The sequence below is a fragment of the Nocardioides kongjuensis genome, from assembly GCF_013409625.1.
GTDB classification, from domain to species: Bacteria; Actinomycetota; Actinomycetes; order Propionibacteriales; family Nocardioidaceae; genus Nocardioides; species Nocardioides kongjuensis.
This window is the reverse complement of sequence record NZ_JACCBF010000001.1, coordinates 3682447-3704806: the sequence shown is the minus strand read 5'-3', so window position 1 is coordinate 3704806 and position 22360 is coordinate 3682447. Positions and strand designations below refer to the sequence as shown.

The 22360-nt window shown below is 67.9% G+C and carries 22 protein-coding genes; 21 read left to right on the top strand and 1 reads right to left on the bottom strand.

Annotated elements, in window-relative coordinates:
- Positions 1-55: 55 nt before the first annotated feature.
- The 7 genes from ccrA (at position 56) to BJ958_RS17780 (ending at position 7159) form a co-directional block, all read left to right on the top strand.
- Positions 56-1336: a crotonyl-CoA carboxylase/reductase gene (ccrA, locus tag BJ958_RS17810; RefSeq protein WP_218865842.1), complete on the top strand. Its 1281-nt coding sequence runs from the start codon at positions 56-58 to the stop codon at positions 1334-1336.
- A 144-nt stretch (positions 1337-1480) separates the two neighbouring features.
- Positions 1481-2665: a mandelate racemase/muconate lactonizing enzyme family protein gene (locus tag BJ958_RS17805; RefSeq protein WP_139622374.1), complete on the top strand. Its 1185-nt coding sequence runs from the start codon at positions 1481-1483 to the stop codon at positions 2663-2665.
- 45 nt (positions 2666-2710) lie between these two features.
- Entirely contained in the window at positions 2711-3652 is a 942-nt protein-coding gene (locus BJ958_RS17800; RefSeq protein WP_179728240.1) for a 2-dehydropantoate 2-reductase, read from the top strand.
- An 82-nt stretch (positions 3653-3734) separates the two neighbouring features.
- A complete protein-coding gene (locus tag BJ958_RS17795) occupies positions 3735-4790 on the top strand; it encodes an ABC transporter substrate-binding protein (RefSeq protein WP_179728239.1) in 1056 nt (351 codons plus the stop codon).
- The gene (locus BJ958_RS17790) at positions 4787-5590 is read left to right on the top strand and encodes an ABC transporter permease (RefSeq protein ID WP_179728238.1); all 804 of its coding nucleotides are present in this window, start codon (positions 4787-4789) and stop codon (positions 5588-5590) included. Before BJ958_RS17795 ends, BJ958_RS17790 begins: the two co-directional genes overlap by 4 nt.
- Position 5591: 1 nt before the next feature.
- Positions 5592-6365, top strand: coding sequence for an ABC transporter permease (locus tag BJ958_RS17785; protein WP_179728237.1), 774 nt, complete (start codon positions 5592-5594; stop codon positions 6363-6365).
- An 8-nt stretch (positions 6366-6373) separates the two neighbouring features.
- Positions 6374-7159 carry an ABC transporter ATP-binding protein gene (locus tag BJ958_RS17780; RefSeq protein WP_179728236.1) on the top strand — a complete coding sequence of 262 codons (786 nt, stop codon included), beginning with the start codon at positions 6374-6376 and terminating at the stop codon, positions 7157-7159.
- Between the two features lie 71 nt (positions 7160-7230).
- Here BJ958_RS17780 and BJ958_RS17775 read toward each other — a convergent pair whose 3' ends face one another.
- The gene (locus BJ958_RS17775; RefSeq protein ID WP_179728235.1) at positions 7231-7920 is read right to left on the bottom strand and encodes a winged helix-turn-helix transcriptional regulator; all 690 of its coding nucleotides are present in this window, start codon (positions 7918-7920) and stop codon (positions 7231-7233) included.
- Between the two features lie 300 nt (positions 7921-8220).
- On the opposite strand from BJ958_RS17775, the gene BJ958_RS17770 reads away from it, so the two are divergent.
- The 14 genes from BJ958_RS17770 (at position 8221) to BJ958_RS17705 (ending at position 22058) form a co-directional block, all read left to right on the top strand.
- Positions 8221-9696 carry an APC family permease gene (locus tag BJ958_RS17770; protein WP_179728234.1) on the top strand — a complete coding sequence of 492 codons (1476 nt, stop codon included), beginning with the start codon at positions 8221-8223 and terminating at the stop codon, positions 9694-9696.
- Between the two features lie 52 nt (positions 9697-9748).
- Complete coding sequence (locus tag BJ958_RS17765; RefSeq protein WP_179728233.1) at positions 9749-11146, top strand: NAD(P)-binding protein; 1398 nt, start codon at positions 9749-9751, stop codon at positions 11144-11146.
- A gap of 37 nt (positions 11147-11183) precedes the next feature.
- Positions 11184-12128, top strand: a complete 945-nt coding sequence (locus BJ958_RS17760) for a LysR family transcriptional regulator (RefSeq protein ID WP_343052725.1) — start codon at positions 11184-11186, stop codon at positions 12126-12128.
- A gap of 89 nt (positions 12129-12217) precedes the next feature.
- On the top strand, positions 12218-12958 hold the full coding sequence (locus BJ958_RS17755) for an aspartate/glutamate racemase family protein (RefSeq protein ID WP_179728231.1): 741 nt from the start codon (positions 12218-12220) through the stop codon (positions 12956-12958).
- A complete protein-coding gene (locus tag BJ958_RS17750; RefSeq protein ID WP_179728230.1) occupies positions 12955-13779 on the top strand; it encodes a creatininase family protein in 825 nt (274 codons plus the stop codon). Before BJ958_RS17755 ends, BJ958_RS17750 begins: the two co-directional genes overlap by 4 nt.
- 44 nt (positions 13780-13823) lie before the next feature.
- Entirely contained in the window at positions 13824-14678 is an 855-nt protein-coding gene (locus tag BJ958_RS17745) for a substrate-binding periplasmic protein (protein WP_179728229.1), read from the top strand.
- A 54-nt stretch (positions 14679-14732) separates the two neighbouring features.
- Positions 14733-15554 (top strand): amino acid ABC transporter ATP-binding protein, encoded by an 822-nt coding sequence (locus BJ958_RS17740; RefSeq protein ID WP_281367191.1) that lies wholly within the window; start codon positions 14733-14735, stop codon positions 15552-15554.
- Positions 15555-15556: 2 nt separating this feature from the next.
- A complete protein-coding gene (locus tag BJ958_RS17735; protein ID WP_281367190.1) occupies positions 15557-16195 on the top strand; it encodes an amino acid ABC transporter permease in 639 nt (212 codons plus the stop codon).
- Between the two features lie 11 nt (positions 16196-16206).
- Complete coding sequence (locus BJ958_RS17730; protein WP_179728227.1) at positions 16207-16863, top strand: amino acid ABC transporter permease; 657 nt, start codon at positions 16207-16209, stop codon at positions 16861-16863.
- A complete protein-coding gene (locus tag BJ958_RS17725; protein ID WP_218865839.1) occupies positions 16818-18107 on the top strand; it encodes a M24 family metallopeptidase in 1290 nt (429 codons plus the stop codon). The genes BJ958_RS17730 and BJ958_RS17725 overlap by 46 nt, the downstream gene beginning before the upstream one ends.
- 116 nt (positions 18108-18223) lie before the next feature.
- A complete protein-coding gene (locus tag BJ958_RS17720) occupies positions 18224-19405 on the top strand; it encodes a flavin reductase (RefSeq protein WP_179730244.1) in 1182 nt (393 codons plus the stop codon).
- Between the two features lie 219 nt (positions 19406-19624).
- Positions 19625-20842 (top strand): acetyl-CoA C-acetyltransferase, encoded by a 1218-nt coding sequence (locus tag BJ958_RS17715; RefSeq protein WP_179728226.1) that lies wholly within the window; start codon positions 19625-19627, stop codon positions 20840-20842.
- Positions 20843-20856: 14 nt separating this feature from the next.
- Positions 20857-21609, top strand: a complete 753-nt coding sequence (gene fabG, locus BJ958_RS17710; protein WP_343052724.1) for a 3-oxoacyl-ACP reductase FabG — start codon at positions 20857-20859, stop codon at positions 21607-21609.
- Positions 21606-22058 (top strand): MaoC family dehydratase, encoded by a 453-nt coding sequence (locus BJ958_RS17705; RefSeq protein WP_179728224.1) that lies wholly within the window; start codon positions 21606-21608, stop codon positions 22056-22058. Before fabG ends, BJ958_RS17705 begins: the two co-directional genes overlap by 4 nt.
- Positions 22059-22360: the final 302 nt, after the last annotated feature.

Genomic DNA, 22360 nt, shown 5'->3' with positions numbered 1-22360 from the left:
GCCGCGGTCTCCGCCTCCTGCGCGACGCGTGCAGGAACTGAGAGGAGAGGTTCGAATGATGGTTGGCGACGAGGAGCGCGTCTCCGTGGTCACCCCGGGTGCCGCGCCGGTCGAGATCGGCTCCCTTCCGCCGCTGGGCGTCGTACCGGAGCGCATGCACGCGCAGGTCGTGCGGCAGGACCGCTTCGGCGATCCCGCGACGGCGTTCGTCCCGGAGATGGTGCCCACGCCCCGGATCGGCCCGGACGAGGTGCTGGTCGCCGTGATGGCTGCCGGCGTGAACTACAACAACGTCTGGGCGGCGCGCGGCTATCCCGTGGACCAGGTCGCGACCCGCCAGAAGCGCGGCGAGCCGGAGGACTTCCACGTCGGCGGCTCCGACGCGTCGGGCATCGTCTACGCCGTCGGGGCGGACGTCACCGACTGGCAGGTCGGTGACGAGGTCGTCGTGCACCCGGGCGTGTGGGACCGGGACGACCCTTGGATCGCCGCCGGCAAGGACCAGATGATCGCGCCCAGCGCCCGCATCTGGGGCTACGACACGAACTACGGGTCCTTCGGCCAGTTCGCCCGGGTCCAGTCGCACCAGCTGATGCCCAAGGCCGAGCACCTCTCCTGGGCCGAGTCGGCGGCTCCCACGCTCGTCGGTACGACGGCCTACCGCATGCTCCACGGCTGGCAGGGCAACACCGTGCAGGAGGGCGACCTCGTGCTCGTCTGGGGTGGTTCGGGCGGACTCGGCACCCAGGCCTGCCAGCTCGTCCGGGCGGCGGGAGGCCGAGCGGTCGCCGTCGTCTCCGGCGACGATCGCGGCGAGTACGCCATGAAGCACGGCGCCATCGGCTACCTCGACCGCCGCAAGTACGACCACTGGGGCATCCCTCCGCTCGTCGACGACGCGGCCGGCCAGAAGGCCTGGACGGCCGGCGTCCGCGCGTTCGGCAAGGACCTGTGGGCGGTCGCCGGAGGACGGGTGGACCCCGCCATCGTCTTCGAGCACCCCGGGGCTGCGACGATCCCGACGTCGATCTTCCTCTGTGAGCCCGGCGGCATGGTGGTCATCTGCGCCGGCACCACGGGCTTCGACGCCATGGTCGACCTGCGCTACCACTGGACGCGCCAGAAGCGACTCCAGGGCTCGCACGGCACGAACGACGCGCAGGCCTACGCCTATAACGAGCTGGTGCGGGCGGGGAGCGTCGATCCGGTCGTCGGACGCGTCCTCCCGTTCACCGACATCCCTCGTTCGCACGCGCAGATGGGCCGCGGCGAGGAGGTCTTCGGCAACACCGTCCACCTTCTGGGTGCCGCGGACCCGACGGCCGGGCGCCGCTAGCCGGGACCGGACGGGTCTGCGTTGGAGCAGCAGCTCAAGCAGGCCCGTCCGGAGGCGGATCCAGCGTCGGATCTCGGCTGTGACCGTTGACACAGACTGAATGTAGGTCATATGTTGTCAGTTGTCCGACAGGTAAGGGAGACCATGCGCATCACTGCTGTGAAGATCGTTCGACTGGACACCGGCGCCGGCGAGTTCGGGATCGCCTGGAGTCCGACCGTGTTGCGCGTCGAGACCGACGAGGGCATCCATGGGGTGGGCGAGATCGGCCTGCCGATGGGCAACGCCGCGCACGGCCAGGTCGGCCTGGCCCGCGACTTCTGTGCCCTCGTCCTCGGGATGGATCCGTTCGACACGACCGCCGTGTGGGAGAGGCTCTATCGGTCCACCTTCTGGGGAATGGGCGGTGGCACCCTCATCTTCGCCGTGATGAGCGCGATCGACATCGCGCTGTGGGACATCAAGGGCAAGGCACTCGACGTACCGGTCCATCGCCTCCTCGGCGGGCAGACCAACACCCGCCTGCGCAGCTATGCCTCGCAGATCCAGTTCGACTGGTCGCCCCGCATGGGCGCGATGGTCAAGCCCGAGGAGTACGCCGAGGCCACCCGCAAGGCCCTCGCCGACGGCTTCGACTGCGTGAAGGTCAACCCGATCGGCTTCGACCTGGCCGGGACGTGGATGGGATGGAACACCCGGGGCGTCCTGACCGCCGAGCAGGTCCGCACGGCCGTCGACCGGATCGCGGCGGTGCGCGAGGCGGGCGGCGACGACCTCGACATCATCATCGAGCTGCACTGCCACACCGACGCCGGCACGGCGGTCCAGCTCGGCCGCGAGCTCGAGCGGTTCCGCATCCTCTACTACGAGGAGCCGACCGCGCCGCTCAACTGGAAGGCGATGGCCAAGGTCAAGCGCGAGCTGTCGATCCCGATCGCGACCGGCGAGCGGCTCTACACGGCGTTCGGATTCCGTCCCTTCATCGAGAACCAGGTCGTCGACATCGCTCAGCCCGATCTGGGCACGAGCGGCGGCTTCACCGAGACGAAGAAGATCGCCGACATGGCAGCCGTCTACGACATCGGCGTGCAACTGCACCTGATCGGCAGCCCGATCTCCACCGCGGCCGCCCTCCAGCTGGAGGCCGTGCTTGCGAACTTCGTCATCCATGAGCACAACAACACGAGTCTGATGCCGGACAACGTCGCGTCCTGCCTCTACGACTACCAGCCGGTCGACGGCTACTACGCCGTGCCGGATCTCCCGGGGATCGGTCAGGACCTCACCCCCGAGGCCTACGCGAAGTCGGAGACCCTCCTCGTCAACTGACCTGCGATCACAGCGAGACGCAGTCATCCCGAAAGGAAATGAGACGTGAAGTACCTGGTTGTTGGCGGTGGCGCCATGGGATCGGTGATCGCGGCCTACATGGCGCGTGCCGGCAAGGACGTCACTCTGCTCACCCGCGGCAAGCACCTGGAGACGATCCGCGCCAACGGTGCGCTCGAGGTCCACTACGCCCCCGACGACAAGACCGACCAGGTCCCCGTCGCCGTGGCCAGCGAGGAGGAGTACGACGAGAAGCCGGACGTCGTGATCATCGCGACCAAGGCCTACTCCCTGGAGTCGATCTACCCGCTCCTGGACCGGATCTCAACCCCGGAGACCGTGATCCTGCCCTTGATGAACGCACTGACGATCGGCAACGAGATCGCTGACGCGATGACGCAGCCGGCCACGGTCGCCCAGGGCGTCGCATACGTCGCGTGCGAGCTCGTCGCGCCGGGCAGGTGCAAGCACAAGGAGGCGTTCTTCCGCATCGTCCTCGGTGCTCGTCCCGGGGGTCCTGCGATCGAGCTGGCGCCGGCGATCCGACAGGACCTGGAGGACATGGGGGCCACGGCGGAGATCGCCGAGGACATGCTGCAGGCAGCCCTGTTGAAGTTCGCACGGGTCTCGGTCGGGTCGGCCGGCATGGTCTACTTCCGAGCCAGCAACGCCGAGATCCTCGACGACCCGGTCAAGTTCGAGTTCAGCCAGACGCTCACCCGCGAGATCATCGCCGTGGCCGAGGCGGCCGGCTGCCCGTTCCCGGCCGACTTCGACGTCCTCGCGGAGAATCTGAAGCTCGCGCGAAGCATCGACCCGAACTACAAGACCTCGCTCATGTACGACTTCCTCGCGGGCAAGCCGACCGAGTGGCGCACGATGTTCCTCGAGCCCTACCGGCTCGGCCGCAGCCTGGGCGTGCCGATGACGAACTACGGCAAGGTCGTCGAGGTCTTCGATCCGACCGCCACCTCGGCCGACGCGTGAGCTCCAAGAGGACGAGCCGGCACGACCATCTCGGGATCCATCCCTTCCCTCCCCGGATCTCCCCCTGCTTGAGGAGCCTCGCATGAACTTGAAGCTGACATCCGCCCTCCTTGCGTCCTGCCTCGCCGCCGCTGCCCTCAGCGGATGCAGCGGCGGGAGTGGGTCGAGCGGCGGCACCGCGTCGTCGACGTACGACTGCAGCAAGCCGGACGCCGACTCGACGACCAAGGTCAGTGTCGCCGGGCTGCCGATCCTGACCAACGGCGCCCTTTATGCCGGCCTGGACCAGGGCTTCTTCGAGAAGCACGGACTCGATCCCGAGATCGAGCTGGTCCCCAACGCCCAGGGTGCGATCGCCTCGCTCGTGGGCGGCAATGTCGACTTCGCCTTCGTCGCGACGGCGAGCATGCTCAGCGCGATCGACCAGGGCCAGGCGATCCGTGGGGTGGCTCAGTTCGCGGGCATCGAGCCGGGTTACTACGAGAAGATGCAGGCCGGCGAGGAGGGCTACACGACCGGCATCAACGGCCTGCTGGTGCACGACGACAGCGGCATCGATTCTCCGAAGGATCTCGAGGGCAAGACCGTCGCCGTCCAGGACCCGGCGTTCACCAAGCTCATGGTCCAGTGGGTCATCAAGCACGACGGCGGCGACCCCGACAAGGTCAACTACGTGCTGATGCCAGCGGTCGACGCCTACCCCGCGCTCCAGGCGGGCAAGGTGGACGCGGCCTACAGCTTCGAGCCGCTGATGTCCGGCTTCGAGAAGAAGGGCCTGCGCAACCTCTCCTGGCTGGAGGTCGACGTCTTCCACGACGGCGCGATGTCCTACATGGCGGCGAGCAACAAGTTCATCGACGCGAAGCCCGACGTCGTGGCCCGCTTCGCCTGCGCCATCGCCGAGTCCGATCGCTACGCCAACGAGCACCCGGACGAGGTCCGTATGGCGATCGCCCGCGAGCAGGGCGTGGACCCGGCGACGTACGCAGCGCAGAAGGTGTCGTGGTTCTTCGAGAAGCCGGACTTCCAGAGCCTCGACCGGGTCCAGGACGTCATGCTCGAGTTCGGCCAGCTCAAGAAGAAGCGCACGGCCGAGGACCTGATGGCCGCGCCCGTCCTCGAAGGACAGGCTGGATGAGCGAGGCGACGAGCACGCTGCTGTGGCGCCCGACCGGTGGCGTCAAGCTCCGCCAGGTCGGGCTGGCAGCCGCCGGGTTCGTCGTCTGGCTCGGGCTCTGGCAGTGGATGACGACGACCGGACCGATGGCCGACACCGACGGGCTGCCCACGGCGTCCCAGACACTCTCCTCGACGCTCGAGCTCGCCGGCAGCTCGCAGCTGTGGTCCAGCCTCGGTACGACGCTGTGGCTGGTCGCGATCGCGCTCGCCTTCGCCGTGGTTGCCGGCATCGCGGCGGGCGTGGCCATGGGATTCTCGCCGGTCGTGAGCGCCCTGCTGGACCCGATCTCGCAGGTCCTTCGTCCGATCCCGGCCGTGGTCTGGCTGCCCCTGCTGCTGATGGTGCTGGGACCGGCCCCGGAGCTCGGCATCGCGATGGGCTTCCTGGGTGGCGTCTGGGCGGTGCTCGTGCAGGCACAGGTCGGTGTGCGTGACATCGACCCGGTGATTCTGGAGACCAGCCGGGCGATGTGCCTGCCCCGGCGGCTGACCCTGTCGACGATCGTGCTGCCGAGCGCCGTGCCCTACTTCGCGACCGGGATCCGCATCTCGGCCGCCTTCATCCTGATGCTCGTCATCGGTGCCGGCATCCTCGGCGGAGCACCCGGCCTCGGCCAGCTGATCCTGGTCGCCCAGCAGACCGGCGATCCGGCCCGTGTCTTCGGTCTCGTGCTGTGGTCCGGCCTCCTCGGGCTGACCTTCAACTCGATCCTCACCGCCGGTGAGGCACTCCTGCGCCAGCACCGAGGGGGTCGGTGAGATGTCCCTCCGCTCCCGCGTCGCACTGGGCCTGGTGGTTCCGGTTGCGATCGTCGTGTCCTACGCCCTGTGGTCGGCGAACGCGGCCAGCCCGTACTTCCCCCCTCTGGACGTCATCCTGACGCGCTTCCGTGAGCTGTGGCTGTTCGACCTCGTTGCCAGCGACGTCCTGCCGAGCCTGAAGAATCTCGGCCTGGGCCTCCTCCTGGCGGTCATCGCTGGCATTCCCTGCGGAGCGATCCTCGGCAGGATCCGATGGATGGGGGAGATGTTCGGCCCGCTCCTCGACTTCTGGCGATCGGTTCCTCCGATCATGCTGATCCCACCGCTGGTGCTGATCCTGGGGATCGAGGACTCCGCCAAGGTCACGATCATCGCGGTCGGCAGCTTCTTCCCGGTCTGCGTGGCGACCGCCGACGGCATGAGGCAGGCCGACCCGACCCTCGTCGACGCGGTCCGAGCGATGAGGCTCGGACCGCTCAAGACCATGGTCGACATCTATCTGCGCGCGGGCTCTCCCGCGATCCTCGGCGGGATCCAGATCGGACTGCAGGCCGCCTTCGTCCTCATGGTCGCCAGTGAGATGCTCGCCGCCTACCGTGGCATCGGGTATCTAACGATGCAGGCGCAGGTCACCTTCGACTCGGTGACGATGTGGGCCGGCACCCTGCTGCTCGCCCTTCTCGGCTTCACAGCGAACGCCGTGTTCGTGGCCATTCGCAACCGTGTTCTCTCCTGGCACACCGGCATGCGCGTCTCGCGCGCCTCTTCCTAAGGAACCCCATGTCAGACACCTCCCAGCCTCGGCTCGCGCTGACCGACCTCTCGAAGACGTACGACGGGTCGACGCCCGTCCTGGACGGGATCAGCCTCACCGTCGGCGCAGGCGAGTTCTTCTCGATCGTCGGACCCTCGGGCGCCGGCAAGACCACCCTGCTGCGTTGCCTGACCGGGCTGATGCGCCCCACCGATGGCCAGGTGACCCTCGACGGCATACCGCTCTCGGAGCCGAGCCCGAAGATGTCCCTGGTGTTCCAGGAGTACACCCGCTCGCTGATGCCGTGGGCCTCGATCGGGAAGAACGTCGCGCTCCCTCTGCGTGCGCGCGGCGTCCCCCGCGCCGAGCGCACGAGCCGCGTCGCGAAGGTGCTGGCCGAGGTCGGCCTGTCAGGAGTCGAGGCCAAGTACCCATGGCAGCTCTCGGGCGGCATGCAGCAGCGCGTGGCGATCGCGCGGGCCCTGGTGACCGAGCCGGAGGTCCTCGTCATGGACGAGCCCTTCGCCTCGGTGGACGCGCAGACCCGGATGGATCTTGAGGACCTCACCCGCCGTCTCCAGCAGGACCACCGGATGACGATCGTCCTGGTTACCCACGACATCGACGAAGCGGTCTACCTCTCCGACCGGATCGCCGTCCTGTCGAAGAACCCGGCGCGGCTGGTCGAGGTCGTCGACGTCCCACTTGGCGCGGAGCGCGACCAGATCCACACCCGTGAGGTGAGCGTCTTCGCCGATCTGCGCGGTCGGATCCTCAGCACCATCAGGGAAGTGCAGGCCCAGCCCGTGTGAACCAGCGGCGTGGGTTCGCCGTGAGCAGGTGTCCGTGGGCCATACCCGCGGGCACCTGCGCATTCCTCGGTTCAGGCATCCCGCCGGTGTGCCGTGAGTGCCGGCCGGTTCGGGAACCAGTCCGGGAAGGCCCGGATGTTCGCCGTAGGACCCTCGAAGACGATGTCGCGTCGCGAGATGGCCTGGGCACAGCTGATGTGGCCCCAATGGAGGGCGCTCAGCGTCGCCGGGGTCGTCCTGACCACCAGGTCGGGGTTCTCTTCGGCATGGCCCAGTCGGCCGCGGATGAGACCTCTGCTCGCGCGGAGGTAGGCCGCGCCCTCGGCCGTGTCGGCGAGGAAGAGCTGGATGATCATCCGGTCGCTGGGCAGGGCGGTGACCTCGATGTTCTCCTTCATCGCATCCACGACGTCCAAGGCGAGCTGTGCGTCGTCACCGCGGAAGTGCGCGTCCCAGGTGGTCGCCCACTCTCCCAGGGCTCGCAGGGACGGAGCCAGGCCCGCACCGATCTCGGTCAGCGCGTAGTGCTGCTTGCGTCGGCGGTCCTCGTCGGCCGAGTCGCGTCGTTCGACGATGCCGTGGCGCTCGAGATAGCGCAGGCGACTCGAGAGGAGACTTCTCGACAGACCGGGGAGGGCCTCGACGATCTCTGTGAACCGATTGTTGCCGGCCCACATCTCGCGCACGATGAGGAGCGACCACCGGTCGCCGAGCAGGCGGACCGCGGTGGAGACCTCGTCGTACCCGGCGACCTCCGTCACTGGAGACATCCTTCAGCACCTCCACTCGGGCGTCCGAGCCGCATCACCGCTGCCCGTGTCCTGACGCACGGCGCTCACTGTCGGGCGACCCTACGTGGGCGATGGACTCAAGCGCGACGGTCAACCCGACAAGATCAGGAGGCAGGTCTGCGACGATCCGCAATCCTCGGGGGAATCGCGAGCAATCGCGGAAAAGTCTGGGACTTCCCCATGGCCCGCCCCATTCCGGGGGGCTCACCATCATCGTCAACTGTGGCACGAGTCACGGATCACGTTCCTGCTGGCGCTCAAGGAGTTCTCATGACAACCGGATCCGTCAACGACGATGCGGCGCAGCAGAGCGCCGACATCGCGGATGGTCGCTTGGCCGGGGGGCGGCTCGGGACACTCCAGATCGTCTTCTTCGTCATCGCGGCCGCGTCGCCGCTGACCGTCGTGCTCAGCACGGGTCCCTTCTCGCTCCGCTTCGGCGGGATCGGCGCACCCGGCGCCATGCTGGCGACCGGAGGGGTGCTGATCCTGTTCGCCTGCGGCTTCACCGCGATGTCGAAGTACGTCCGGGACGCCGGCGCGTTCTACGCGTACGTCGGCGAGGGGCTGGGTCCGCGCCCCGGTGCGGGCACCGCGCTGATGACGATGGTGGCCTACGGCTTGTGCGTCATCGGCTTCATCGGCTACCTCGGCGTCTTCGCCGACCAGTCGGCCACCGACGTCCTGCACCTCGACCTGCCCTGGCAGGTTTGGTCGCTCCTGTTCGCCGCGATCGTCGGCATCGTCGGCTATGGCCAGATCGACGTGGGCGCGACGGTGCTGGGCGTGCTGCTGACCCTCGAGATCGGCGTCATCGTGGTCCTGCTCGTGGCGGTCCTCTTCCAGGGCGGCGCCGAGAGCCCCTCGGCCGCGCCGCTGTCGGTCGACAACGTTTTCTTCGCCGACGGATCCGGAACCCTCTTCCTCCTCGCTTTCGGCGCCTTCATCGGCTTCGAGGGGACCGCCATCTACGCGGAGGAGGCGAAGAGCCCCGCGCGCTCGGTGCCGCGCGCGACCTATCTCGCGGTCGGATTCCTGGCGCTGTTCTACACGCTCAGCTTCTGGGTGGTGGTCTACGGCTACGGGGTCGACAGCGCCCTGGCGGCGGCGCAGGGCGATGATTTCCTGAATATGGTCTTCGTTCAGGCCGATCAGTACGTCGGCGGTGGCCTCGTGACCGCACTGCGCATCCTCATCGTGACGAGCTTCCTGGCGACGGTCATCGCGTTCCACAACGCGTGCACCCGTTACATGTTCTCCTTGGGTCGCGACGGCATGCTGCCGCGTGCCCTCGGGCGTACCCATGCGCGGATGTCGTCGCCGCACATCGCGAGCCTGGTCCTGACCGCGATTACCTACGTGGTCGTGATCGCCGCGATGATCGCCGGCCTGGATCCCTATCTCGAGCTCGGGACATGGCTCTACGCCTCCGGGGTGATTGGCGTCGTGGCGGCTCAGGCCGTCTGCGCGCTCGCGGTCGTGGCCTACTTCCTCCGGGACCGTCGCGGCCACAGCGCCCTGCGTGTCCTGGTGGCGCCCGCGCTGGGTCTCGTCGGCCTCGCCGTAGCGCTGTACCTGATGATCTCCAACTTCAGCTATCTCAGCGGCTACACCGACACGCTCCCCAACGCGCTCATGATCGGAGCCGCGCCGCTTTGCTTCGTGATCGGCGCACTGGTGCGGCGGCGCTCGCGGCGGTTCGACGTTGCTCAGGCTCCGGAGCAGCCTTCGAGTCCTGTCGCGTAGGTCCCGCCGGGCCAGCGTCACCACCTGTCACTTCAGAACGGATAGATCCAACATGCAGCTTGAGACCGACTACCTCGTCGTGGGAGCCGGAGCCTCCGGCATGGCGTTCGTCGACGCCCTCATCGAGCACTCGGACGCCGACGTGATCATGGTCGATCGTCGGCACAAGCCCGGCGGGCACTGGCATGACGCCTACCCATTCGTTCGACTCCACCAACCGGCGGCGGCCTACGGGGTCTCGTCCACCATGCTCGGTGGCGACCGGATCGACACGGCCGGAGTGAACGCCGGGATGTATGAGCTGTCGTCCGCATCGGAGATCTGCAGCTACTTCTCCGAGGTCATGGACCGGGTGCTGCTGCCCTCCGGCCAGGTGCGGTTCATGGGCATGTCGGAGTACCGGGAGGTGGCGCCGGGCGATCACCGGGTCGTGTCGCTGCTCACCGGGGAGGAGGTGCAGGTCAAGGTCCGAAAGCGCTTGGTGGATGCCACCTACATTGAGCCCGAGATTCCGGCGACCCGGCGCCCGCCGTACGAGGTCGAGGCCGGTGTCCTCGTCGTCCCTCCCAACGACCTGGTCAACCTCGGCTCCGCAGCTGCGGGCTTCACGGTCCTCGGGGCCGGGAAGACCGCCATGGACGTGTGCACGTGGCTGCTCGAGCACGGGGTCGATCCGAACGCCATCACCTGGGTCCGCTCACGCGACGTGTGGTCGGTCAACCGGGAGTGGACCCAGCCGCTCGACCTCGTGCACACCCAGGTCCGCTACGGCGGGACCTGGATGCGGGCCGCGGCGGAGTCCAGTAGTGGCGCTGAGATGGCCCTCCGGCTCGAGGAGGCTGGCCTCTTCCTCCGTCTCGACCAGGATGTCCCACCCACCGCCTACCGGGGTGCCACGATCAGTCCCGCCGAGGTCGAGGGGCTGCGGAGCATCCGCAACGTCGTCCGTGCCGGCCGAGTCCGCCGCGTGGCGCGTGGCCGGATGGACTTCGAGAACGGTCAGCACGTCGACCAGCCCCTCGACCAGGTCTACGTGGACTGCACTGCCACCGGGCTGCGCACGATCGAGCCGCGGCCGGTTTTTGAGAGCGGACGCATCACGCTGCAGTACGTGACGCCCGGGTTCGCCTGTTTGAGCGCAGCGACGCTCGGGGTGGTCGAGGCGGTTCTCGATGACGATGCGGTCAAGGAGCACCTGTCGCTTCCGGTGGTCTACACCGGCCACATCGACGACCTGATGTCGTTCACGAGCACCTACCTGGAGAGCGCCTCTCGGCGCAACGGCGTGCCCGAGGTCCGCACCTGGTCCCAGCAGACCCGGCTGAACCCGGTCCGGGGTTTGGGCGAGAGGTTGGACGACCCGCGGGTCGTGGCAGCGATGCAGGAGTCGAAGAAGTGGAAGGACGCAGCGCTGGAGAACCTAGCTCGTCGGACGGCCGTGGCTGTCTGACGCTGCCTGTGGCGGCCACCGGGAGATCCGACGCCGTGTGAGGAAGGGGCGCACCGTGGACGCGAAGAGGATTCTCCTGTTCCGAACGGTCGCACGGTGTGGCTCCATGAGTTCCGCCGCACGCCAGCTGCGGCTGACCCAGTCCGCGGTGAGTCAGCAGCTCCGGCTGCTGGAGCGCGAGGCCGGCAGTCCACTCCTGGTGCGAAGCACCCGTGGGATCGATCTCACCGAGGCGGGAGTCCTGCTTCTGCGGCGTGCCGACGCGATCTCGGGTGAGCTGAGCATGGCGACCGAGGAGCTCGCCTCCCTGGCCAACCTCCATGCCGGCAAGGTACGGCTCATCGCCTTCCCGTCCGCGGCCTCGAGTGTGGTGCCGGTGGCGATCCAACGGCTGCGTCGACGCGCGCCGGGGATCGAGGTCCGCTTCGTCGAGGCAGAGCCCCCTGCTGCCAAGGCGGCGATCCAGGCGGGCGAGGCGGAGATCGCCATCGTCTTCGACTACGACGACGTACCGGCCGACGAGCTGGCTCTCGAGTCGGAGTCGCTCGGGGTGGAGTCGATGTTCCTGGTCCATTCGCAGGAAAGCGCCCCCGACGACAGGCCGATCGCCCAGGAGTGGCTGTCTGAACAGGACTGGATCGCAGGGTGCCAGGACTGTCGCCAGCACCTGGTCGAACGGTGCCGGTCCGCCGGCTTCGTGCCCCGCGTAATGCACGAGAGCGATGACTACGTGGTGCTCCAGTCGCTGGTTGCTCACGGTCTGGGCGTGGCCGTGCTACCTCGGCTCGCCCTGACCACCTTCCGCCATCCAAGCGTCGAGGCCCGCCTGGCCGGTGACTTCGGCGAGCGAACCGTCTCTGCCGTCTACCGTCCGGGTGCAGAGCAGGTCCCGGCCACCCGAGCACTCCTAGAACAGTTGAAGGCAGCGACCTCTCTCGCGCTCCGTGAGCCCTTGCGCCCGGGCGCGCCCCGCGCCCGATGATCGACCTTCAAGCCATCACTTCAACTAATGGGCCCGGTCAGAAATTGGTGTCTACCGGGGGTGGTCCAGGTCACGCGATAGTCGCGGTCATGAACACGATCTCCCCGCGGCTCCGAACGATCGGCCTGGTCGGCGGGATGAGCTGGCACTCGACCGTGACCTACTACCGCATGATCAACGAGGCCGTGGCCACGGTGGTCGGCGGGCACGCATCGGCCAGCATCGCCCTGCAGTCGGTGAACTTCGCCGAGATCCGTGACTGCCAGGTGCGCGAGGACTGGGACCGCGCGGCCGAGCTGCTCGCCGAGGCCGCGCAGCGGTGCGTCGCGGGTGGCGCCGAGATCCTGGCCATCTGCACGAACCTGATGCACAAGGTCGCCCCTCAGGTGGAGGACGCCATCGACGTCCCGCTCCTGCACATCGGTGACGCCGTGGCGGCGCAGGCGAGCCGGAACGGATGGAGAACCCTCGGCGTCCTGGCCACGCAGTGGGTCATGGACGAGTCGTTCTACGAGTCCCGGCTCAAGGAGCGCGGGATCGACACCGTGATGCCCGATCCCGATGCCCGCCAAGTGGTCGACGGGATCATCTGGGACGAGTTGACCCAGGGCGTGGTCCGCGAGGAGTCGCGCAGGAAGTACGTCGAGGTGATCCGCGATCTCGCCGACCGTGGGGCGCAGGCAGTGGTGCTGGCCTGCACCGAGATCGGCCTGCTGATCGGCCCGGATGACAGTCCCATCCCGATCATCGACAGCGCCGTCGCGCACGCAGAAGCACTCGCCTCCGCCGCACTGCTGTCTGAGACCGGCACGAAGTGGAGCGAGCGATGAACCACCCCAACGGACCGAGCGTGTGGCTCCAGGACCTCACCTGGCAGGAGGTCGAACAGCACCTCGAGAGTGATCGCGTCGTACTCGTGCCCTGTGGCAGTACCGAGCAGCACGGACCTGCCGGCGTCCTGGGAGTCGACACCTACGTTGCGACCGGCATCGTCGAGGACGTGGCCCAGCGGATGGGGGCGCTCTGCGCTCCGCCCCTGTGGTTCGGTGACTCGCCCCATCACATGGCCTTCGCCGGCACGATCAGCCTGCGGACCGAGACCCTGATGGCACTCGTCACGGACGTGTGCCGCAGCCTCGCCTCCCACGGGTTCGACAAGATCGTCCTCGTCAACGGACACAAGGGGTCCAACCTGCCCGCGCTCGGATCCGCGGTGCGGGCACTACACGAGAGCTCGCATCCCGACGTGGTCTTCGCCGTCGCCGATCCGCTCCACCTCGCCCGCTCGGTCGCACCGACCATCAAGGAGGTCAACGAGCACCACGGCGGGGAGCTGGAGCTCTCGCAGGTCGCCTACCGCCATCCGGGGCTGATCCGAATGGACCGGCTCACGTCCGAGGGCGCGGCGTTCGGCCAGATCTTTGGGGGATTCGTCGGGGACGACCTCTTCGGCCCTGCCCCCGACGGAGTCGACATCGTCTGGTCGAGTGCCGAGCAGCGTCGGTTCGCCCCCACCGGCAGCCTCAGCTCGTCACTCGGCGTACAGCCCGAGAAGGGCCAGCAGTTCCACGACCACATCGTCGGGCGCCTGTGCGAGCTCGTCGACTGGCTCCGAACGAACGACGGTCCCATCGGCGGGGATCGTCCGTGACCGCCCCCGCACTCCTCTCCCACCTTCGCATCAAGGAGCTACCCATGAACCGACACCACCGCCGAGCCCTGGCGGGCAGCACCACTGTCCTGGCCACTGTCCTCACGCTCAGTGCCTGCACCAGCAGCGAGACCGTCAACAAGGTGGCCAGCGACTGCACGCCGGCCCACGACGTCGACACCGTCAAGGAGGGCGTCCTCGCGGTCGCGGCGGTCGACTACTTCCCTGTCTCCGTCACCAGCGACGGTCCCTTCAAGGGCACCGAGGCCGACATGGTCAAGGACTTCGCCAAGCAGAACTGCCTCGAGGTCAAGGTGGTCAAGGTCGACTTCGCCGGTGCGATCCCGGCCGTCGACTCCGGACGTGCAGATATCGCCATCGGCGGCTTCTACCGCACGGCCGAGCGCGCCGAGGTCGTCGGGCTCTCCGGCCCGGTCTACGTTGATCGGCTCGGCGCCATCTCGGAGGACGGCCTGTCGAGCGTGAACCAGATCGACGGTCACAAGGTCGGCACCGTCGACGGCTACCTGTGGACCGCTGATGCGAAGAAGGTCTTCGGCTCGGACCTCTCGGTCTACCCGTCGAACGTCGAGATGAAGGCCGACCTCGAGGCTGGCCGCATCGACGTGGCGCTCGACTCCTTCGGAGGGGCGAAGTTCGTCTTCGGTGACGAGAAGGATCTGAATATCGAGGTTCTCGAGCCTGACGACCGCATCGCGTCGACCAAGGAGCCTGCACAGATCGGCTTCCCATTCACTCGCGGCAACACGTCGCTGGAGACCGCGTTGAACGACGCGATCCAGGGCTGGCAGGCCGACGGCACGTTGGTCGAGATCCTCGAGAAGTACGGCGCCTCCACCGACATCCTCGACGTCGGCGAGCCGCGGCTCCTCAACTGATCGATCCGGACTCGCGGTGTTCCCATCCCTACGACCGGCACAGGAGTCTCAGCCATGGTCAACGTCGCCAGCAACCCCGCACTGTCGACCCAAGCCGGCCCCGTGATCCTCCCCACAGGAGCACCCGACGCCAGCATGGTGCGCGTGCGCGGCCTCGCGAAGGCCTTCGGCACGAACGTCGTCCTCAGCGATGTCAGTCTGGGGGTCGAGGCCGGTTCGGTCACGGCGATGATCGGGCCCAGCGGCGCCGGCAAGTCAACGGTGCTGCGCTGTCTGAACCTTCTGGAACGGCCCGATTCGGGTCTGATCCAGATCGGTCGACACTCGATCGACGTGGAGAAGGGGATCCTGCCGGCCAACCTGGCCGAGCTCCGTCGCAGCGCTGGCATGGTCTTCCAGAGCTTCAACCTCTTCCCGCACATGAGCGTGCTGCGCAACGTGTCGCTCCCTCAGCAGCGCGTGCTCGGCCGCAGCAGGGCGGAGGCGGACGAGGTGTCCCATCGCCTGCTCGAGCGGATGGGTCTGCGGGACAAGTCATCGCAATACCCGAACCGCTGCTCGGGCGGGCAGCAGCAGCGGATCGCCATCGCCCGCGCGCTCGCGCTGGAGCCGGAGGTGATGCTGTTCGACGAGCCGACCTCGGCACTGGATCCCGAGGTGGGCGCCGAAGTGCTCGAGGTGATGCGCGAGCTGGCGTCGGAAGGCATGACGATGGTGGTCGTCACCCACGAGATGCGATTCGCGGCGAACGTTTCGGACCAGCTCGTCGTGATGGCGGACGGGCAGATCATCGAGTGCGGCGACCCGCACCAGATCATGAGCGACCCCCAACACCCGCGCACGCAGCGGTTCCTCAAAGCAGTCCTGGACCGCTAGCCATGGAAGCTCTCCGTACCGTCCTGCTCGGCCTGCCGATGACGCTCGGCGTCACGGCCGGTGCCCTCCTCATCGGCACGGCGCTCGCCCTACCCCTCACCTTGGGCCTCGAGCTGCGTCGTGGCCCCGTGTGGTTCCTGTGCCGCGTGATCGTCGACCTGGTGCGCGGCGTGCCGCCCGTGGCGTGGCTCTTCATCCTGTTCTACGGAGTATCGGTCGGCGCGGTGCGACTGTCTCCGCTGTCGGCGGGCATCGGCGCGCTCGGACTCGTGGCGTCGGCCTATCTCGCCGAGATCTTCCGGGGATCGCTGAAGTCGATCCACTTCGGCCAGGCCGAGGCGGCAACCGCACTCGGTCTGAGCCGGGGGGCGGCTTGGGTCGACGTGATCGGCCCCCAGGCTTGGCGCACCGCGCTGCCCGCCTACACCAACTACGCCATCGCGCTGCTCAAGGACTCCTCGATCGTCTCCATCGTGGGTGTCGCTGAGATCGTCAGCCGATCCGGACAGCTCTCTCGGACCTCGGACCTGGGGATCTTCGTGTTCGTGCTGGCCGGGGCCGTGTACGTCGTGCTGTCGATCCTGGTCGCATCCGGGTCCCGGAGACTCCATCGCCGGCTGCACGAGGCGGTGGCGGTGTGACCACTCCGTTGATGACTTCCTTCATCGAGGATTTCGGCTCCAGCCTGCCGCGACTGCTCGACGGCCTACAAGTCAGCGCCCTGTTGACCGGCGGTGGCCTGACTCTCGGACTGCCGCTCGCCCTGGCGGCCGCTCTGGCGCAGATGTCGTCAGTGCGGTGGCTGCAGGCCGGTGCCGTCGTCTTCGTCGAGGTCGGACGCGGCGCTCCCGCGCTGGTCCTGCTGCAACTGGCCTACTTCGGCCTGCCGAATGCAGGGATCGTCCTTCCGGCGGTGCTGTCGGCGATTACGGCGCTCAGCTGGACGACCGCGGCCTACGGCGCGGAGTACATCCGCAGCGGCCTTGCCGCCGTACCCAACCGCGAGATCGAGGGCTGTCAGGCGCTCGGGATGAACCGCCGCGACACACTCCGCTTCGTCGTCGTACCCCAGGGCCTGAGGATCGCGCTCCCGTCGCTGATGGGCTTCGCGGTGATGCTCTTCCAGGCGACGTCACTGGCCTACTCGGTAGCGGTGCCGGAGCTGATGAGCCAGGCGTACTCGATCGGCTCCTCCAACTTCCGCTATCTCAACGCGCTCGTCGCGGCCGGCCTCCTCTACGCCGCCATCTCGATCCCGACCACGTGGCTCAGCATCGGCGTCGAGAGGCGCATGAACCGGCACGCCTGAGCCCATCACCCCCAATCCGTCCCCCTCCCGAAGGAATCACTGTGAGATCACCCTCCGTCCGGCCCGTCGAGGACATCGCGACCAGCTCGCCCGCGCAGGCCCATTTCTCACCGGCAGAGTTCGCTCGCCGGCGCCATGCTGTCCAGGACGCGATGGCCGCCCGCGGCGTGGACTGTCTGCTGATCACGCGCCTCGAGGACCAATACTGGCTGTGCGGGTTCGACTCTGGAGCCGCATCGGTCTTCCACGTCCTCTTCTTCACCGTCGATGGCCAGCTGCTGCACCTGTCGCGTTCGGCCGACCTCAGCAACATCGCCTACACGTCCCAGTGCCGCAACGTCCTCGTGTTCGACGACGCCCACGGCAGCTCGAAGGGCGAGGCCATTAAGGACGTGCTGGCCAGTCTGGGGATGGCCGGACGGGTGGTCGGGGTCGAGACCGACAGCGTCGGGATGTCGCTCGCGCTCCACCACGAGCTGCAGGCCGCCTTGACCGGCTGGTGCCGGACGACCGACACCTCTGCCCTGGTCCGCGACATCCGCCGGGTCAAGAGCCAGGAGGAGCTGGCCTACCTTCGCCGTGCCGGCGAGATCCTCCATCAGGCCTCGGCGAGCGCCATCGACGTCGTCAAGCCGGGAGCGTTCGAGGGCGACATCATGGCTGCCTTCCAACAGACCGTCTTCTCCTCCGACGGGGAGGCCTTCGCCGGGTTCCCGCTCGGGGCAGGTCCTCGCGCGCTGCTGGTGCGGCCCGTGGCCGGCCGTGGTCACGTCGGCGAGAGCGACCAGGTCCTCTTCGAGCCAGGCGTGGCCTATCGGCACTACTGCGCGACGACGATGTTCTCCGTCCTCACCGGTCCCTCGGTCGATCCGCGCCATCTCGCGATGCATGCCGCTTGCGTCGACGCACTCGCTCGCGTGCAGGAGATGATCAGGCCGGGCAACACGTTCGGCGACCTGTACGAGGTGCACCGAGCCACCTTCGCCGAGCACGGCTTCGAGGATGCTGCGCTCAAGGCCTGTGGCTACTCGATGGGCGCCGTCTGGGAGACCACCTGGATGGAGCCGCCGATGATCGCCGCAGGTGTTCCGCTGGTGCTGCAGGAGCAGATGGCCGTGTTCACCCACATGATCCTGCTGGACCGACGGACCGGCCTCTCGATGGTGCTGGGGGAGACCGTGGAGGTCACCGCGAACGGGCCCGCCCCCATCACTGCGGTGCCGCGGGAGCTGATCATCAGGTAGTCCGGGATCTGAACGTACGCCCTTGCGATCCCCGCGGCGCCGATGCTCTAATGAGAGTGCACTATCAAACAAAGTGCACTAAATGCATGTGCGAGCGCAGAGGAGACGGAGGCTTCATGTCAGACGGGGATCACGTCAGGACCCGGATCGAGGCTCGGCACTTCCGAGAGGTTCTGGGCCAGTACCCCACGGGCGTGGTCGTCGTCACCGCTTCGGACGCCAGCGGCGAGCCGGTCGGGATGACGGTCGGCTCGTTCACCTCGGTGTCACTCGACCCGCCTCTCGTGGCATTCCTGCCGAGCAAGACGTCGTCGTCGTGGGCCGCTCTGCGGGCGACGGGTGACCGGTTCTGCATCAACGTGCTCCGCGCGGACCAGGAGGAGCTGTGTCGTGCCGTGGCCATGCGCAAGAGCGACAAGTTCGCCGGCTTCGAATGGCGCCGCTCACCGGGCGGAAACCCGGTCCTGGGAGACGCGGTGGTGTGGATCGACTGCGTCACCGACGAGATCCATGACGGTGGGGATCACGACATCGTGGTGGGTCGCGTGGTCGATCTCGACTTCGGCTCGCCCGGCGAGCCGCTGCTCTTCTTCCGCGGAGGATACGGCTCGTTCCGACCTTCGTCCCTGGTCTCGGGTGACTCCGATCTGCTGGCGCACCTCGGCCTGATCGACCTGGCTCGTCCGCAGATGGAGTCGCTGGCCGCTGACCTGGACACCGAGGTGACGGCGATCGCCCTCGTCGGGAACGAGATGGTGCTTGCCGCAGCCGCGGGACACACCGACATCGCTGTGTCGCCCACGCGCGTCGGTCAACGCCTGCCCTTCATGGCTCCGATCGGCAGCTGCTTCGCTGCCTGGGGCGACGACGAGCTGTGCGAGCGGTGGATAGCGCGCGTGGCCGACGGGATGGATGCCGACGAGCTGGCCGCCCTCCGGCGCGTCCCAGCGTTGGTCCGTCAGCGCGGCTATGCCATCGCCGTGGGTCACCGCGAAGGCGCTCACCTCGAGTCCGTGGCGACGCGGGTCAATGCCGGTGACCCTGCGACGTCGCCGGAGGACCTGCGCGAAGCGCTCTTCTCCGCACTTCCGGGGTACAACCGCGTCGAGGACCCCGATGGTGACGTCGAGCTGCGCTCGCTCAGCGCTCCGGTCTTCGGCCCTGACGGGCGGATTGCGTACATGCTGACGCTGTGGGGGCGGCCCGGCCTGACGTCGCCTGCGGACGTGGAGCAGCGCGCGGCGGCCCTGATTCGAGCGGCGGCGGCGGCCTCCCGGGTCGTCGCGGTCGTTGCGTAGCCCGGCCTGATGCGGTCCACGTCACAACTGCCGGTCGGCGATTGACGTAATCGAGAGGACCCCGTCCGAAACTCTTCGCCATTCCCGTACGCCGGTCCTGACCTGTGCCTCCAGCCTTGTGTGGTCCGCACCGTTTCGTCACGCAGGTTCGGCGAGGTCGGAAGTCAACACGAGCCGGGCGCCCATCATCCCGGTCGATCAAGATCCAAGGAGCATGTCATGCCAGAAGCCGTCATCGTCAGCACCGCCCGTTCGCCGATCGGCCGAGCGTCCAAGGGATCGCTCCGGGAGATGCGCCCCGACGACCTGGCCGTCCAGATGGTCGAGGCGGCTCTCTCGAAGGTCCCCGAGCTGGACCGCCGGGACATCGAGGACCTGATGCTCGGCGTCGGTCAGCCCGCAGGAGAGGCCGGCTTCAACATCGGACGGACCGTCGCGGTCCTCGCAGGAATGGACCACCTGCCCGGCGTCACGGTGAACCGGTACTGCTCGGCGAGCCTGCAGACGACTCGGATGGCACTGCACGGGATCCGGTCGGGCGAGGGCCAGGTGTTCATCTCCGGTGGCGTGGAGACCGTGAGCCGCTACACGAACGGTGGCGCCGACGGGCCTCCCGGCACCGAGAACCCGCTGTTCGCCGAGGCCCGGGCCCGGACCGAGAAGTTCGCAGGTGGCGGGCAGACCTGGGCGGACCCCCGGATCGCCGGGGACCTGCCGGACGTCTACATCTCGATGGGTCACACGGCGGAGAACGTGGCCCAGGCGAAGGGTGTCAGCCGCGCCGACCAGGATGCGTTCGCCGTCCGCAGTCAGAACCTGGCTCAGGAGGCCATCGCGAAGGGATTCTGGGCTCGTGAGATCACTCCGGTGACCCTGCCCGACGGCACGGTCGTCAGCGCTGACGACGGCCCGCGTGCCGGCGTGACGATCGAGAGCGTCTCCTCCCTGAAGCCGGTCTTTCGCCCCGACGGGACGGTCACGGCCGGCAACTGCTGTCCCCTCAACGACGGGGCGGCGGCGTTGGTGATCATGTCGGACATCAAGGCCAAGGAGCTCGGTCTGACGCCCCTGGCTCGGATCGTCAGCACCGGCATCAGCGGTCTCTCGCCTGAGATCATGGGCTTGGGGCCCGTCGACGCGTCTCGTCGTGCCCTGGACCTGGCCGGCCTGAGTATCGGTGACATCGACCTGGTCGAGATCAACGAGGCCTTCGCCGCCCAGGTCATCGCCTCCGCACGCGAGCTGGGGATCGAGGAGGATCGCCTCAACGTCAACGGCGGCGCGATCGCAGTGGGTCACCCGTTCGGCATGACCGGAGCCCGGATCACGAGCACGCTTATCAACTCTCTTCAATGGCACGACAAGCAGTTCGGGCTCGAGACGATGTGCGTCGGCGGCGGACAGGGCATGGCCATGGTTCTGGAGCGCCTCTCGTGACATCGCAGCCGACGGTGAACGCCCGTGTCGCCATCGTGACGGGCGCCGCACGAGGAATCGGTGCAGCAGTCGCGCGCCGGCTAGCTACGGACGGTCTGGCAGTCGGCCTCGTCGACCTGGACGCCGCAGCCTGTGAGCCCGTGGTGGAGGACATCCGGGCGGCGGGCGGCCGAGCCGTCGCGGTGAGCGCCGATGTCGCCGACGAGGCGGCGGTCGAGAGCGCCGTGGCGCGGGTCACCGACGACCTCGGCCCGCCGACGGTGCTCGTCAACAACGCCGGGATCATCCGGGACCATCTGCTGTTCCGGATGAGTGTTGCGGACTGGGACAGCGTCATGGAGGTGCACCTGCGCGGGGCCTTCCTGATGAGCAGGGCGGTGCAGAGCCACATGGTCGCGGCGAGCTTCGGTCGGATCGTGAACCTGTCGAGCGGCTCCGCACTGGGCAACCGTGGACAGGCGAACTACTCCGCCGCAAAGGCGGGCTTGCAGGGATTCACCAAGACCCTGGCCCTGGAGCTGGGGAGGTTCGGAGTGACGGCGAACGCCGTGGCCCCGGGGTTCATCGAGACGGAGATGACTGCCGAGACCGCTGAGAGGGTCGGTGTCCCGTTCGCGGAGTTCACCGCTCGTGCAGCTGAGGAGATCCCGGTCGGACGAGTCGGCCATCCTGGCGACATCGCACACTGCGTCTCGTTCTTCGTCAGCCCTGAGGCAGGTTTCGTCTCCGGCCAGGTCCTGTATGTGGCAGGAGGGCCACGCGGATGAGGACCTTCGATGGCGTCGAGGATCTGCGATCGGCGGTCGGGACCCATCTCGGGTACTCCGACTGGCATGTCGTGACGCAAGGTCAGATCGACCAGTTCGCCGACGCCACCGGCGATCACCAGTGGATCCACGTGGATCGTGCAGCGGCAGCCCAGGGGCCCTTCGGTACGACAGTGGCGCACGGCTATCTGACTCTCGCTGTCGTTCCGAAGCTCGTGTGGCAGATCTACGAGGTCGTGGGTCTTCGCATGGGTGTCAACTACGGCGCCGACCGGCTGCGCTTCCCGGCGCCGTTGCCGGTCGACTCGGCAGTGAGGGCTGGCGTCGAGCTGGTGTCAGTGACGCCGGGAGTCCACGGTGACCTCGTCTCCTCGCGGGTCACGGTCGAGCGCCGTGAGGGCGGCAAACCGGTCTGCGTCGTGGAAACGTTGTCGTTGCTCGTTTCCTGATCTGCTGGGCAGCGGATAGCTCGCTGGTATGCGGAGCGGCTTCCGCGAGGGAGGCATCGAGGTCCGTGGTGGGGAAGGCCGCCCCGTGGCTGCCCAGTCGGGCGGCATGCGGGGCGCCTCTCCTCCCTCGCCCCTCGTGTGCCGATGGCCGTAGGCAAGCCCGGTCCGCTTTGGCCTCCCAGGCGCCGACTGAGCATGACCACCCACAGGGAGTAGAGCTTGGACCCTCGCGAACAGAAATTTCGGAGTGTACTCTCACGGAGGGGCCGAGTCGCACTCGGCTGGTGGGGATCGGCCGCTAC